The following is a 14642-nucleotide window of genomic DNA, read 5'->3' as shown; positions in this document are numbered from 1 at the left end:
ATGGCCAAGATCCTCACCCTTACCCTGAACCCGGCGCTCGACATCACCGTCAGCCTGGATACCCTGCGCCCCGGCCATGTCAATCGCAGCCACAGCCAGCACAGCCATGCCGCGGGCAAGGGGCTGAACGTGGCCCAGGTCCTGGCCGACCTAGGCCACAGCGTGACCGTGGGCGGCTTTCTGGGGCGCGACAACCTGGAACCGTTCGAGGCGCTGATCGCCTGGCGCGGCTTTGCCGACTGTTTCGTCCGGGTACCGGGCGAGACCCGTAGCAACATCAAACTGGTGGAGGCCGATGGCCGGGTCACCGACATCAATGGTCAGGGGCCGGCAGTTGAGGAGGCAGCCCGTGTCGCCTTGCTACGTCGTCTGGAACAGGTGGCGGTGGGGCACGATGCGGTGGTGGTGGCCGGCAGTCTGCCCCGAGGTGTCGATGCGCAGTGGTTCCATCAGCTACTGCTGCAACTGAAGCAGCAGGGCTTGAAGATCGCCCTGGACACCAGCGGCGAAGCCTTGCGTGTCGGCCTGCAGGTCGGGCCCTGGCTGGTCAAGCCCAACACCGAGGAGCTCGGCGAGGCGCTGGGTGCAAAGGTGGACACCGCGCAAGCGCAGCGTCTGGCCGCCGAGCGGCTGCTGGCCAGCGGCGTCGAGCACGTGGTGGTGTCCCAGGGCGAGCAGGGCGTGAGCTGGTTTGCCCAAGGTCGTCCACCCCTGGATGGGCGACCGCCGAAGGTGCAGGTGGCCAGCACTGTCGGCGCCGGTGATTCGCTGGTCGCGGGCATGGTCCATGGCCTGCTGCTAGGTGAGCCGCGCGAACAGACGCTGCGCCGGGCCACGGCCATCGCCGCCCAGGCGGTCACTCAGGTCGGCTTCGGGATTCGCGACCGCGAACAGCTGGCGCGCCTGGAAAACGCTGTGCAACTGACAGAACAACAAGAGGGTTGCCGATGAACATCGCCATCATCACCGCCTGCCCCAACGGCCAGGTGTCCAGCGTGCTGAGCGCGCGTCTGCTGTCGGCTGCCGCCCGGCAACGCGGCTGGGGCGCTGTGGTCGAGGTGCAGGATGTCGAACGTGCCGAGGCACGCTTGAGCCCGGCGCAGATCGCCGAGGCCGACTGGGTACTGGTGGTCAGCACCGGCCCCGTGGATCTGGAGCGCTTCGTCGGCAAGCGGGTCTACCGCAGCACACCGGCCCAGGCCCTGGCGGATCGGGAGCGTTTTCTGGATGAGGCGCCAGCCCAGGCCCAGGTGCTGGAGGCGCAGACGCCTGCGGTGCCCACGGCGATCGGTACGCTGCCAAAGGTCGTTGCTGTCACTGCCTGCCCGACCGGTGTGGCCCACACCTTCATGGCCGCCGAAGCGCTGCAACAGGCTGCCAAGGACTTGGGCTATCAATTGACGGTGGAAACCCAAGGCTCGGTAGGGGCGCGCAATCCGCTCTCGGCCGAGGCCATCGCCGACGCCGATGTGGTATTGCTGGCCGCCGACATCGAAGTGCCCACGGCGCGCTTTGCCGGCAAACGCATCTACCGCTGTGGTACTGGTATCGCGCTTAAGCAGGCGCGCACCATCCTCGACAAGGCCCTGGCCGAAGGCAAGGTCGAGGTGGGGGGGGAGGCTGCCACTGAAACCGTGAAGAAAAGCGAGAAGAGCGGTGTCTACAAACACCTGCTCACCGGTGTGTCGTTCATGCTGCCGATGGTGGTGGCCGGTGGCCTGTTGATCGCTTTGTCGTTTGTCTTCGGCATCGAGGCCTACAAGGAACCTGGCACCTTGCCTGCGGCCTTGATGCAGATCGGCGGCGAGGCGGCGTTCAAGCTGATGGTGCCGCTGCTGGCCGGCTATATCGCCTGGTCCATCGCCGACCGCCCGGGGCTAGCCCCGGGCATGATCGGTGGTCTGCTTGCCAGCACCTTGGGCGCGGGCTTCATCGGCGGCATCATCGCGGGCTTTCTGGCCGGCTACAGCGCCAAGGCCATCAGCCGTTGGGCGCGCCTGCCGAGCAGCCTCGAGGCGCTCAAGCCGATCCTGATCATTCCGCTATTGGCCAGTCTGTTCACCGGATTGGTGATGATCTACGTGGTCGGCCAGCCAGTGGCGGCGATGCTCGAAGGCTTGACGCGCTTTCTCGACAGCATGGGCACCACCAACGCCATTCTGCTCGGGCTGTTGCTGGGCGGCATGATGTGTGTCGATCTGGGCGGGCCGATCAACAAGGCGGCCTATGCCTTCTCGGTGGGGCTGCTGGCCTCGTCCAGCTATGCACCGATGGCGGCGACCATGGCCGCAGGGATGGTGCCGCCGATCGGCCTGGGCATCGCCAGCTTCCTGGCCCGGCGCAAGTTCGCCCAGAGCGAGCGCGAGGCGGGCAAGGCGGCATTGGCCCTGGGGCTGTGCTTCATCTCCGAGGGCGCGATCCCGTTCGCCGCCAAGGACCCGCTGCGGGTGATCCCGGCCAGTGTCGCGGGCGGCGCGCTGACCGGGGCGCTGTCGATGTACTTTGGCTGCAAGCTGATGGCGCCCCATGGCGGGCTGTTCGTGCTGCTGATCCCCAACGCGATCAATCATGCGCTGCTGTACCTGCTGGCGATCTTGGCGGGCAGCCTGCTGACGGCGGTGGTGTACGCGCTGATCAAGAAGGGCGAGCGTGTGGAGTTGACGGTGGCGCCGGCAAAAGGCTGAAGAAAGCTGGAGCCTGGGGCCGTACCGCGGCTCCAGGCGGGTTCAGCGGCGGTGTTTCTGGCGCAACGGTGTCAGCAGTTCACCCAGCCCGTTGTGGTCGATCTCGTGCATCAACGCCAGCAATCCACCCAGCTCTCCAGGAGGGAAGCCCTTGCGGGCGAACCAGGCCAGGTAGTCGCCGGGCAGGTCGGCGATCAGGCGGCCTTGGTATTTGCCAAAGGGCATGGTGCGGGTGACCAGCAGTTGCAGGGTTTCAGGTTTCATCGCCAGCCCTTCGCCGAACAAAGCGCCGACCATACTGCAAACTGCACGAACCCCCAAGCGGCGATCATGCAGAACGCGGTTCAAGGCGTTTTATTAATGAATCGTAATTTGTTGATTTAGCTGGCATTTATCCGTATCGCGGATTTGGCACGATGCCTGCTCCATTCCAGGTGACTATCACCTGCCAAGGAGTTCGCGCCATGAGTCATCCAAACAACGACGTGATCGATGTGCTCAACGACCTGATCGAGTACAGCAAGGACGGCGAGAAGGGTTTCAAGGAGTCGGCCGAAGACGTCAAGAACACCGAGTTGAAGGCGTTCTTCGTGCAGCGTGCCGGTGAATGCGCCAGCGCTGCTGCCGAGCTGCAGAGCGAGGTTCGTCGTCTGGGCGGCGACCCGGAAACCTCTACAAGCCTCAGTGGCGACCTGCATCGGGGCTGGGTCAACTTCAAGTCGATGCTGACCGGCAAGAGCGAGGAAGCGGTCCTCAACGAGGTCGAGCGCGGCGAGGACTTCGCCCTGAAGGCCTACAAGGATGCCCGCGAGAAACTGGTCAAGCTCGGCCGCAGCGCCAGTGACCAGACTTACGCGTTGGTGGAAAAGCAGTTGCAAGGCGTGCAGCGCAACCATGACCAAGTCAAAGCCTTGCGCGACGCCGCGCGCGCCCGGTCCTAAACCTCCGGGTCCTCGACACGGTTGCGGCCGTTGGCCTTGGCCCGGTAGAGCGCCTCGTCCGCGCTTCCCAGCAGGCCTGTCAGGTCCTGCTGGGGGCCGGGGACGTGCACGCCGATACCAATGCTGACGGTCACCGGTCGCTCGTCGCCTGCAAAGGTCGGCAGCGCCTCGACCTGGGCGCGGATGCGCTCGGCGAGCAGGCGCGCCCCCGCCAAGTCCGTCTCCGGTAGCACCACCTGAAATTCCTCCCCGCCATACCGCGCCGCCAGATCCGCGGGGCGGCGAATACAGTGTTCGAGCGTATGGGCGACTTCACGCAGGGCATGGTCGCCCCCCGCATGGCCGTGGCGCTGGTTGAACGCTTTGAAGTGATCCACATCCACCATGAGAATGGCCAGCGGCTGGCGATTGCGCTGGGCCCGCGCCCATTCCTGTCGCAGCACCTGATCGAGATGCCGGCGATTGGCCAGGCCCGTGAGGCTGTCGGTGGCCGCCAGGGTCGCCAGGCATTGCTCGGCTTCGTGACGACGACGCAATTCGCGCCCAAGCAGCAGGGTCAGCCAGAGGATGCCGATGCACAGCATGCCGGTCGCCACGCTGACCAGGATCGCGGTGCGTCGCCAGGACTGAAACACCTCGTCGGTCGAGTCCACCACCAGGACGATCAACGGCAGGTCGGCGACCCGGGCGAACGTATAGATATGCGGTGTGCCGGCCGAACCGGAGTGCGCGGTGAAGCTGCCGCTGCGTTCGCTCAGGATGCGCTGGAAATTGGGCCGTTCGCGGTAATTGCTGCCGATCATCGGGTCCTGCGGCCGGGATGGCTGGCGGGCCAGCAATTGCCCGTCGGTGTTGAGCAGGTTGATGCTGCTGTCGTTGCCGATGTCCAGCCGTTCGAACAGCTCGCTGAAATAGGACAGGCGCAGGGCACCGGAGGCGATGCCGGCGAATTCGCCATCGGGGCCGGAAATGCGCCGGCTGAAACTGATGCACCAATCCAGATCGCCCAGGCGTGCTTTGAACGGCGGGCTGATGAACAACCCAAGGCCCGGGCGGTCGCGATGGGCCTTGAAGGCGACGCTGTCGCTCAGATCACCTTGCCTCGGCGGCACGCTGAGCGAGTCGCCGAGCACCTTGCCCTGGGCATCGACCCAGAGGATATCGCCCCGCACGGGGGCGGCGAAGGTCTGGTTGAACAGGATTTGTTGGCGCAGCTCAGGCGAGGTATCCAGCAGTTCAGGGTGCTTCACCGCCCAGATCAGCCCGTGCAGGGTCTGGTCGTAGAGTTCGACGTTGCGCAGGATATCGCTTTCGATGAGCTGGACGATGTTGCTGGAGGAACGTTTGGCCGATTGTTCGACACTGTCGCGCTCGCGGCTCAGCAGATAGCTGACAATCGCCACGATGGCGAGCACGGCAAGGCAACTGCCCAGGTTGAGGATCAGTTCGGGGTGCGACCTGTACAGGGTAAAGCGCGATGATCGGGTGGGCATGTTCGCTACTGCACAGGCGGGGCCATTATGCGGCGGCGGTATTCTAGGGAAGCCGGAATTGTCGGACAAGATTCGTTCGACGGAAAAACGATGCCGGCCGCTGTACGGTCTATCCCAGGCTTCGCCCGCTCCCACAGGGGCTATGGTGCCCTCTGCAGGCGCGGGCTTGCCCCGCGATCGAGGGCAAAGCCCTCGCCGGGGCTTCGGGTCAGAAGATGTTCAACGGATAGTCGACGATCACCCGGACTTCATCGTTGTCGCTGTTGCCATCGATGGCGGCATAGCCCTGGCTGCCGCGATGGCTGGCGTAGCGCAACAGCACCGACAGGTCCTTGAGGCTGCCTTCCTGGAAGACGTACTTCACGTCCAGGTCGCGCTCCCAATGCATGGCGTTCTTGCCTTCGGGGTTGTAGTACGCGTAGTGGGTGGTGTCCTGGTCGGCCTTGGTCAGGTCCGCTTCACCGCGCGAGTACGACAGCGAGGTGCTCAGGCCGGGCATGCCGAGGCCGGTGAAGTCGTAGTCGTACTGCAGTTTCCAGGACCGCTCGTTGGGCGCGTTGAAGTCCGAATACATGCGCGAGTTGTCCAGGTACACGCTGTCGCCCAGGTTGATGTAGTCGAACGGCGTATTGCCGTTCACACGCTGGTACGCGGCCGTGATGCTGTGGTAGCCGGCATTGACCGTGAAATGCAGGCTGTAGGTGTTGTTGTCGATATTGCCCAGCAGCGCCTGACCGGTGTCCTGGGTGTGATAGAAGTGCAGGCCTGGGTTGAGGCTGACCAGGTCGTTGACCACATAGGTGTAGTCGAAGTCGACGTAGTACTGGTTCCAGATGTCCTTCAGTTCGGCGGCATAGAGATTGGTGGTGACGTTCTCGGTACCGCTCCAGGACAACCCGGCCCAGGTCAGGTGCTCACTCTTGGTGCCATCGTCCAAGCTGCCGTAGTAGGTATCGATACGACGATGCCCGCTCTGGTTGTACGGCTTGGTGAAGCTGGCCTGGCCACCTTCGAGCAGCAACCCGTCGATGCTGGTGTTGGTCAGGCTCACGCCGCGGAAGGTCTGCGGCAGCATGCGCGACTCGCCACCGGCGATCACCGGGTTGGTGAGGAACAGGTCACCGGCCTTGAGCTCGGTGTCGAAGGCCTTGAACTTGATCGCCGCGCCCGCAGTGGAGAACGAATGTGGGGCCGCCCCCGGTTCGCCATCGTCCTGTACGTGTGTTGGCAGGATGCTGGTGCCGGAGTGGCCGCCACCGCCGTCGAGCTTCAGGCCCAGCATGGCATGGGCATCGACACCGACGCCGATCACGCCTGGGGTATAGCCGGACTCGAAACGCGCAACGAAACCTTGGCCCCATTCCCGCAAGTCGCGCTCACCGGGGTTGAGGTTGTTGCGATTGAAGTAGGCATTACGAAAATGCAGGTTCAGGGAAGAACCTTCGATGAAGCCATCAGCCTTGTCTTCATCGGCCTGAACAGCGAACGGCATCGTTGCAGTCAGTGCAATGAACAGCGGGGTAAAACGAAACGCGGAAGGCACCGGTACGAGCTCCTTTGGTTTGGCGGTGGGGTCGTTGTTGTTCTGCGAAGTGCAAGTTTCTTGTTATGTACGCAACAGCCTGGCTGATAGTTTTGGCACATAAAAAAAGCCGCTGATCGGCAGCGGCTTTGAAAGGCTAACATATTGGCGCACTGGGCGCCCGTGTGAGAGCCAAGGGAAAAAACAGGAGCGGTAAACAGTCGATCAGCTGTCGGCGCTGTCGTCGGCGATGGCCTTGGAAGCTGTCTGCTGTGCGTCTTTTGCAGCATCTGCCTTCTGTGCGGCATAGGCTTCGCGAGCCTGCTGATGGACCACTGCAAGTTCTGCGTTACGGGCAGCGAAGGCCGGCGATTCTTCAGCCATGGCCAGAGGCGACAACAACAGGGAAGACAGAATGAAAACGCTGGCAACACCCATACTGTTGGACATTTAAAACAACCTTCTTGCGATGCAAGTGTTAACGAGGACAGGCATAAGTTAGTCCCTTCAAACACAAGGAAACAGGCTGAAGTTGGATAAGCACTGTTACGCAAAAAGTAATGATTGGCTGCGAAAGCGCCCGGATCTAATGCGCAAACCCGCGTCCTTGAGCGCTTGGCAGGCAAAATGCCGAAGGGGTTGACCCCCGCCGCGCTGCGCACGAAAAACACCCCACTGTGCATCAAGGCTGACAGGCCATCCGTTTCAGCTGGTTGGTGGCCAATTGCCAATATGCTGCTCTGGATCAATGTTTTGTCAGTCATTGGCCCTAGAGTCGAACGCCCTGCCGATTTTCCCTACAACAACAACGAGTGCCTCCGATGAAGTGCAATTTGCCTGTTACCGGTCGCCAAGTGGATTACCCCGGCGATGCCAACATCCTGTCCACCACCGATCTGGACAGCCGGATCACCTATGCCAACGACGATTTCGTGCGGATCAGCGGGTTCACTCGCGATGAGTTGTTGGGCCAAGCGCACCATATCGTGCGCCACCCAGACATGCCGCCCCAGGCGTTCGAACAGATGTGGGGGGCGCTCAAGGCTGGGCGCTCCTGGATGGGGTTGGTGAAGAACCGCTGCAAGAACGGCGACCATTACTGGGTCAGTGCGTTCGTTTCGCCGATCAGCAGCGGTGGCAGAACCATCGAGTACCAGTCGGTGCGCACCCGGCCTAGCGCCGAGCAGGTGGCGGCGGCCGAGCGCTGCTATCAACAGCTGCGTGAAGGGCGGCGCAACTGGCGCACGCGCCTGCCGGTGCTTGGCCTGGGGCTGCGGCTGTCGCTGGGCGTCGCGGTGGCGCTGGCGCTGGTGGTCGGCGTCGGGCATGGCTGGCAGGGCGTGCCGCTTTGGTGGTCGCTGGCGCAAATCATGCTTGCAGCCGGGGCCAGCAGTGCGCTGTTGATCTGGCAGCTACGTCCCTTCGAGCGCTTGCGTCAGCAGGCCTTGGCGATTGCCGACAACCCGCTGAGCCAGCAGTTGTACACCGGGAGGCGCGATGCCATCGGCCAGATCGAATTCGCTATGCGCATGCTCAAGGCCCAGTTGGGTGCGGTGGTGGGGCGCATCGGCGATACCTCGGCGCGCCTGGCCGGGCATTCCGGGTCGTTGGTGCAGGCGCTGCAGGCCAGCCATGCCAACAGCCTGGAGCAGCAGGAAGAGGCGGATCAGGTGGCCACTGCCATTCACCAGATGAGCGCCAGTGTCGCCCAGGTGGCCAGCAGCGCGCAGTTGGCGGCCGTGGCCGCCAACCAGGCCGAAGATGAAACCCAGGCCGGCCACCAGGTGGTGGACCGCAATCGCTGCGCGATCCAGGACCTGGCCGGCTCGTTGGTCGAGGCCAGTGATGCGGTCCATCAACTGGAACAGCACAGCAGCGAGATTTCCGGGGTGCTCGATGTGATCCGGGGCATCGCCGAGCAGACCAACCTGCTGGCGCTCAATGCGGCCATCGAGGCCGCACGTGCGGGCGATCAGGGCCGAGGCTTCGCCGTGGTGGCTGACGAGGTGCGTGGCCTGGCCCAGCGCACCACGCAATCGACCCATGAGATCCAGCGCATGATCGGCACGCTGCAGGAAGGGGCTCGCGCCGCGGTGCAGGTGATGCGCCAGAGCAGCAGCCATGCCGGGCACAGCGTCGAGCAGGCGCAACTGGCCAGTGGTGCGCTCGATGGCATCAGCGCGCGGGTCAACCAGATTAATGAGATGAGCTTGCAGATCGCCGCCGCGGTGGAGCAGCAGAGCCAGGTGAGCGAAAACATCAACCGCAACATCATCAGCATCCGCGAGGCCAGCGAGGCGACGGTCGATGTCGGCCAGCGCAGCCACGCCAATGCGACCGACGTGGCGGACCTCGCCATGGACCTGCGGCGTCTGGCTGATGAGTTCTGGCGCCGTTGCCAGTGAATCAGAAGCCAATGAAGGCGTAGTAGAGCGGCGGCTCGGCGGTGGTCGACAGGCCGAGTGCGGCCAGCTCGTGTATCAGAGGCGGGGCTTCGATGTGCAAGGTCCAGGGCACCCGGTTGTCGGCCGGCACCTGTTCCAGGGCCGCGGCGAATGCCTCCATGGCGGGCAGGTAGGCCGTGAAACCGTTGCCCTTGAGGGCGCTGGTGGTCATGCCCAAGGCCTGGCAGAGGGCGACCTTGGCGGCGATGTCGTCACGGTCGGCCTGGCGCGAGGCTTCGATCAGGGCGCGCAGGTGCGGGTCCACCAGCGACTGGCCGTGGATCAGCTCAGGGCCTTGGGTCCAGGCATCGGGCGGGCAGTCTTTGTTTTCCGGGCGCAGGGGCAGGTGCGGGTTGATCTCGGCGGGGTAGATGCGGCACACCAGCGGGCGGGTTTCATAGATGGTGCACAGGTCGTTGTCGTCCAGATTGCGGCAACGGCCCGGGTTGAAGGCTGCGAAGGTCACCGACACGTGCAGCTGGGCCGTGCCGCAGGCGACTGGGTAGGCCCGGCGCAGCACATGGTCGCGTTGTTCTGTCGGCATGCCGGGGCCGTCGCAGACGAACCCTTCGATCAGCACCACCACCTGGCCGCCGTTGGCCGCCCATTGGCGGGTTTCGTCCAGGGTCAGCGGTACATGATGGCCGGTGCAGCACTTGCCGCAGCCGGTGCAGGCGAAACGAATGCTGTCGTTCACGGTGCGCCCGGGCTCCATTCGCTGACGAAGGCCTGGTGACGCTGGCGGTCATACAGGCACAGCTCGGTGCCGGTGCGCTGCGGCATGTGCTTTTGCGGGTAGATGCCCTCGATCAGCAGGGCACTGTAGCCCACCTGGTCGTCGAACTCCGCAGGTTTGCCACGGGCGTGAGCATCCTTGAGCTGGCTGGCGGCCAGGCAGCCCTTGAGCATCTGTTGGCGTTGTTCATTCCAGGCTTGGCTGCTGGAAGCCTGGGCCATGCCGCTGGCGAGGGCATAGGTGATCAGAAGGGTGCTGAGAAACTTCATACAGGGTACCGGCAACAAAACAACCGAAGGGCGCGAATTATGCCCGAGTCGTCCCTGGCAGCAAGCCAGGGAAATTGTCGCTGACTATATCAGTGCTCGGCGAAGACCACGGCCCGCGCCGCCACCACCAGACAATCGGTCAGCTCTGGCGAAGAGAACTTGGTGAGGATCGCGTTGGCGCCGGCCAGCTTGGCTTTTTCGCCGCTCATGGTGCTGTCCAGCGAGGTGTGCAGCAGTACATAGATGTGCTGGAAGTCCGGGCTTTCCCGCAGGGTGCGGGTGAAGGCGTAGCCGTCCATCTCGGACATCTCGATGTCCGAGACGATGATGTTGATTTCCCGCTCGGTGCCTTGCAGCTCCAGCAGCACGTTGATTGCATCTTTGGCGCTGCGCGCGGTGTGGCATTCGATGCCTAGGTTGCGCAGGGTATGGATCGACTGCTGCAAGGCCACTTGGCTGTCATCCACCACCAGGATGTTGGCGGCCGCCAGCAGGCTGGCGTCTTCCTCGCTGAGTTCGCCTGGGTGCGGTTCTGGCTCGGGTGGGGCGATGGCGTGGATGACCTTTTCGATGTCCAGCACCTGCACCAAGGTGTTGTCGACCCGGGTCACTCCGGTGATGAACGAGCGGTTGCCCGAGCCGTAGGGTGGCGGCTTGATGTCGGTGCTCAGGCAGTGAACGATGCGGCTCACCGCCTGCACATGCAGGCCCTGGCGCGAACGGCTGATCTCGGTGACGATCAGGCAGCCGCCGGATGGGTCGGCCAACGGCTGCTCGCCGATGGCGCGGGACAGGTCGATCACCGACAACGGGTTGCCGCGCAGTGTCGCCACGCCTTTGACGTGCGGATGCGACTCCGGCAAGCGGGTCAGCGGCGGGCAGGGGATGATCTCGCTGACTTTGAGCAGGTTGATCGCCATCAGCTTGCCGCTGCGCAAGGTGAACAGCAGCAGGGACAACGAGTCCGCACGGGCGTTTTGCGTGGCCATGGGCAACCTTCGAGTCTGTCGGTAATAAAAGGAGGATGCCGGGTTATCGGCCTGTTGGGGCCAGGCTTTAGGTTGTGGTGCGGTCAATCGCAGGCTTTGCCTGGGCAGGTATCGACAGCGCTGAGCTTTTTGCAGTGGCGCGACCGGGGGCTGGGTCAGCGCAACCCCAGGCGCTTGGCCAGGCGGCTGAGGTTGGCGCGATCGAGCCCCAGCTCGCGCGCCGCCGCTGCCCAGTTGTCCTGATGGCGCTCAAGGCAAGCGCCGATCACCTGCCGCTGATAATCGTCCACCGCTTCGCGCAAGCCACCCTCGGGCAGGTTGAGCAGTGGCTGGGCCGGGGCAGGGGAGGGGGAGTGACTGGGCGCAAGGACAGTGTGCAGGTCCAGGTCGCTGGCTTCCAGGGTCAGGATACGAGGACGCTCGGGATGCTGGCCGAGGGCCTTGAGTGCCGAACGGCCAATCAGATGCTCAAGTTCGCGCACATTGCCAGGCCAGTCGTAGGCCAGCAGGGCGGCCTGGGCGTCGGCGCTCAGGCGCAGGCTGTTCAGGCCCAGGCGGGAGCGGTTCTGCTCGAGGAAGTATCCGGCAATCAGCAACACATCACGGCCACGCTCTCGCAGTGGCGGGACCTGCAGCGGGTAGACACTCAGACGATGGTAGAAATCGGCACGGTAGTGACCGTTGCGCACTTCCATGGCCAGGTCGCGGTTGGTGGCCGCGATCAGGCGCACATCGACCCGGTGTTCGCGATCCGAGCCCAGGCGCTGCAACTGCCCGCTTTGCAGGACCCGCAGCAGCTTGGCCTGCACCGTCAGGGGCAGTTCGCCCACCTCGTCGAGAAACAGCGTGCCGCCATTGGCCAACTCGAATTTGCCGCGCCGCTCGCCATGGGCGCCGGTGAAAGCGCCGCGCACATGGCCGAACAGTTCGCTCTCCACCAGCGTGTCGGGCAGAGCGGCGCAGTTGAGGCTGATCAGCGGTTTGTTGGCGCGGTTGCTGGCCTGGTGCAGGGCCTGGGCCACGAGCTCCTTGCCGACACCCGTCTCGCCGGTGATCAGCACGGTCAGGTCGCTGCCGCCGACCAGGCGGATTTCCTCCAGCAAGCGTTTGTGCGCCTTGCTCTGACCGATCAGCTCTTTGGCTTGCCCGCTGGCCTGGCGATAGACCTCGGCGCGTTGGTGTTCATCCTCCGCGCGCAGGGCCAAGTCCTCGATGCGCTCGGCCACGGTGACAGTGGCCGCGGCAAGGCTGGCGAAGGCTTCCAGGGACTCGAGTTCCAGGCTCTGGAAACGCCCGGGCGTGAGGGCGTCGAGGGTGACCAGGCCCCAGGGCTGCTCATCGACCATCAAGGGGCAGCCCATGCAGTCGTGCACCTGCAGGTCGGCATGTGGCGCGTTGACCAAGCCGTCGTACGGGTCAGGCAGTTCGCTGTCGCTGGCGAAGCGGGTCGGGCCGGGACGGCTGAGCAGGATCTGGAAGCGCGGGTGTTCACTGACCCTGAAGCGCCGACCCAGCGTATCGGGCGCCAGGCCATCGACTGCCAGCGGCACCAGCCATTCGCCATCCAGGCGCAACAAGGCGGCGGCATCGCATGGCAGCAGGTTGCGCATGGCTTGCAGCAGGCGGCGATAGCGCTCCTGGTCCGGGAGGTCGCGGGATAGATCGCTGACCAGAGGGAGCAGGGAGGTGAGCAGTGGGCGTGTAGTCATATGGACTCCTATTGGTCGATATGACTATACGCGCATTGGTGTCGTTTTGACTCGCATTGCTTGAAAGCCCTGTAAACACTGGGTTCAAAAGTTGGCACGGTTGATGAAATACCGAGGGCAGACCATTTCAAGCCCTAGGCTCAGGAGTCGTTCCAAATGCTCAATGCCGAACAACGTGCAATCATCAAAGCCACTGTCCCGCTGCTCGAAAGCGGAGGCGAGGCCCTGACGACCCATTTCTACAAGATGATGCTCAGCGAGTACCCCGAAGTACGCCCGCTGTTCAACCAGGCCCACCAGGCCAGCGGCGACCAGCCGCGCGCCCTGGCCAATGGCGTGCTGATGTATGCCCGTCACATCGACCAGTTGGAGCAACTCGGTGGCCTGGTCGGGCAGATCATCAACAAGCATGTCGCCTTGCAGATCCTGCCCGAGCACTATCCGATCGTCGGCAGTTGCCTGCTGCGCGCCATCGAGGAAGTCCTCGGCAAGGACATCGCCACCCCTGAGGTGATCGAGGCCTGGGGGGCGGCCTACGGGCAATTGGCCGATATCCTGATCGGCGCCGAAGAAAGCCTCTATAAACAGAAGGAAGAAGCCGCCGGTGGCTGGCGCGGTACCCGTGAGTTTCGTCTGGTGCGTCGGGAGCAGGAGAGCAGCGAGATCGTCTCTTTCTATTTCGCACCGGTGGATGGCAAGCCGGTCCTGAAAGCCGAGCCTGGCCAGTACATCGGCCTGCAGCTGTTCATCGATGGTGTCGAGCAGCGCCGCAACTATTCTCTGTCTGCCCTGTGCGATGGCGAGCAGTACCGCATCAGCGTCAAGCGTGAGGCCGGTGGCAAGGTGTCCAATTACCTGCATCACCAACTGCAGGTCGGCCAGACCCTGCAGTTGTTCCCGCCGTCCGGGGATTTCACCTTGACGCACAGCGACAAGCCCCTGGTGTTGATCAGCGGGGGCGTGGGCATCACGCCGACCCTGGCCATGGTCCAGGCCGCCTTGCAGACGCAACGCCCGGTGCATTTCATTCATTGCGCGCGCAATGGGGCGGTACACGCCTTCCGTGACTGGATCGATGGCCTGGCTGCGCGTCATCCACAGCTCAAGCGCTTCTACTGCTATGCCGAGCAGGACGGCAAAGGCGAGGCCGACGCGGTCGGCCTGCTGAGCCAGGAGCAGTTGGGCCAATGGCTGCCAGCCGAGCGTGATGTGGATGCCTACTTCCTGGGCCCGAAAGGCTTCATGGCGGCGGTCAAGCGCCACCTCAAGGACCTGGGCGTGCCCGAGCAACAGAGCCGCTACGAATTCTTCGGGCCGGCGGCGGCGCTGGAGTGAGGCCTCGATAGTCCGGTCAGTCCGTTCGTAGGGAAACCCGCTCCCACAAGATGTGCGCCAGTCCTTGTGGGAGCGGGTTCGCCCGCGAAGCGAACGACGCTGGAGTTCCATCCCAATCGCTGGCAAGCCAGCTCCCGTACGCGGTGCTCCCGAACGTGGGTAATCGAGACGAAACGAACGCGACATCGTTCGTGCGGGGGCTGGCTTGCCAGCGATTGGGCCTGTAGGTCGCTTCTTATATAGAAGGAGATGAAATAAGCGGGGCCAATTTCATCTTTAATCTTCCTTTAATCACTGTATCCTTCACTCCCGGGTGTCGAGGGGCGTTCGCCTGTCCGACATCCGGGTTGCCGCTTTTTGGCGGCTGACGTTGAACCGACGTCGCCCCGGCTGGTCTGAAGTCGTCATCGGATAGCCCCGCGCAGTGCTATCACGCCGCTTCCTCGACGCACGTGTAGACTGTCGCCCAGGCAGGCCATTGCCCCGACAGGCCCGGCACTGCCTCTATCCATCGAAGGAA

The 14642-nt window shown here is 63.8% G+C and carries 12 protein-coding genes and 2 pseudogenes; 6 read left to right on the top strand and 8 right to left on the bottom strand.

Annotated features, from left to right (window positions below; genetic code table 11):
- Both pfkB and ABOA88_RS06060 read left to right on the top strand, forming a co-directional pair.
- On the top strand, positions 1–951 hold the full coding sequence (pfkB, locus tag ABOA88_RS06065; protein ID WP_367851372.1) for a 1-phosphofructokinase: 951 nt from the start codon (positions 1–3) through the stop codon (positions 949–951).
- Positions 948–2684: a PTS fructose-like transporter subunit IIB gene (locus ABOA88_RS06060; protein ID WP_196169687.1), complete on the top strand. Its 1737-nt coding sequence runs from the start codon at positions 948–950 to the stop codon at positions 2682–2684. Before pfkB ends, ABOA88_RS06060 begins: the two co-directional genes overlap by 4 nt.
- Positions 2685–2726: 42 nt before the next feature.
- Here ABOA88_RS06060 and ABOA88_RS06055 read toward each other — a convergent pair whose 3' ends face one another.
- Positions 2727–2948 (bottom strand): DUF3820 family protein, encoded by a 222-nt coding sequence (locus ABOA88_RS06055; protein WP_070577002.1) that lies wholly within the window; start codon positions 2946–2948, stop codon positions 2727–2729.
- Positions 2949–3148: 200 nt separating this feature from the next.
- On the opposite strand from ABOA88_RS06055, the gene ABOA88_RS06050 reads away from it, so the two are divergent.
- Entirely contained in the window at positions 3149–3625 is a 477-nt protein-coding gene (locus ABOA88_RS06050; protein ID WP_196169686.1) for a ferritin-like domain-containing protein, read from the top strand.
- Here ABOA88_RS06050 and ABOA88_RS06045 read toward each other — a convergent pair.
- From ABOA88_RS06045 to ABOA88_RS06035, 3 genes are all read right to left on the bottom strand, one after another.
- The gene (locus ABOA88_RS06045; RefSeq protein ID WP_367851373.1) at positions 3622–5118 is read right to left on the bottom strand and encodes a GGDEF domain-containing protein; all 1497 of its coding nucleotides are present in this window, start codon (positions 5116–5118) and stop codon (positions 3622–3624) included. The genes ABOA88_RS06050 and ABOA88_RS06045 overlap by 4 nt on opposite strands.
- A gap of 208 nt (positions 5119–5326) precedes the next feature.
- Positions 5327–6661, bottom strand: a complete 1335-nt coding sequence (locus tag ABOA88_RS06040) for an OprD family porin (protein ID WP_367851374.1) — start codon at positions 6659–6661, stop codon at positions 5327–5329.
- A 204-nt stretch (positions 6662–6865) separates the two neighbouring features.
- Positions 6866–7090, bottom strand: coding sequence for a hypothetical protein (locus ABOA88_RS06035; RefSeq protein WP_196169683.1), 225 nt, complete (start codon positions 7088–7090; stop codon positions 6866–6868).
- A gap of 371 nt (positions 7091–7461) precedes the next feature.
- Here ABOA88_RS06035 and ABOA88_RS06030 point away from each other — a divergent pair.
- Positions 7462–7743, top strand: a pseudogene (locus tag ABOA88_RS06030) (PAS domain-containing protein); the annotation flags it as partial.
- 309 nt (positions 7744–8052) lie between these two features.
- Positions 8053–9045 (top strand): annotated as a pseudogene (locus tag ABOA88_RS06025) (methyl-accepting chemotaxis protein); the annotation flags it as partial.
- Between the two features lies 1 nt (position 9046).
- On the opposite strand, the gene ABOA88_RS06020 reads toward ABOA88_RS06025, so the two are convergent.
- The 4 genes from ABOA88_RS06020 to norR all read right to left on the bottom strand — a co-directional run bounded on the left by ABOA88_RS06020 (position 9047) and on the right by norR (position 12787).
- Entirely contained in the window at positions 9047–9781 is a 735-nt protein-coding gene (locus ABOA88_RS06020) for a YkgJ family cysteine cluster protein (protein ID WP_367851376.1), read from the bottom strand.
- Entirely contained in the window at positions 9778–10089 is a 312-nt protein-coding gene (locus ABOA88_RS06015) for a hypothetical protein (RefSeq protein ID WP_196169680.1), read from the bottom strand. Before ABOA88_RS06015 ends, ABOA88_RS06020 begins: the two co-directional genes overlap by 4 nt.
- A gap of 89 nt (positions 10090–10178) precedes the next feature.
- Positions 10179–11078, bottom strand: coding sequence for a chemotaxis protein (locus tag ABOA88_RS06010; RefSeq protein WP_196169679.1), 900 nt, complete (start codon positions 11076–11078; stop codon positions 10179–10181).
- Positions 11079–11233: 155 nt separating this feature from the next.
- Positions 11234–12787 (bottom strand): nitric oxide reductase transcriptional regulator NorR, encoded by a 1554-nt coding sequence (gene norR, locus ABOA88_RS06005; RefSeq protein WP_196169678.1) that lies wholly within the window; start codon positions 12785–12787, stop codon positions 11234–11236.
- 156 nt (positions 12788–12943) lie between these two features.
- Here norR and hmpA point away from each other — a divergent pair, with 156 nt between their 5' ends.
- The gene (hmpA, locus tag ABOA88_RS06000; protein ID WP_196169677.1) at positions 12944–14122 is read left to right on the top strand and encodes an NO-inducible flavohemoprotein; all 1179 of its coding nucleotides are present in this window, start codon (positions 12944–12946) and stop codon (positions 14120–14122) included.
- Positions 14123–14642: the final 520 nt, after the last annotated feature.

The organism is Pseudomonas sp. PKS, assembly GCF_051913525.1.
Classification (GTDB): domain Bacteria; phylum Pseudomonadota; class Gammaproteobacteria; order Pseudomonadales; family Pseudomonadaceae; genus Aquipseudomonas; species Aquipseudomonas guariconensis_D.
The sequence above is the reverse complement of the archived record's forward strand: the minus strand, read 5'-3'. Positions and strand labels throughout refer to the sequence as shown.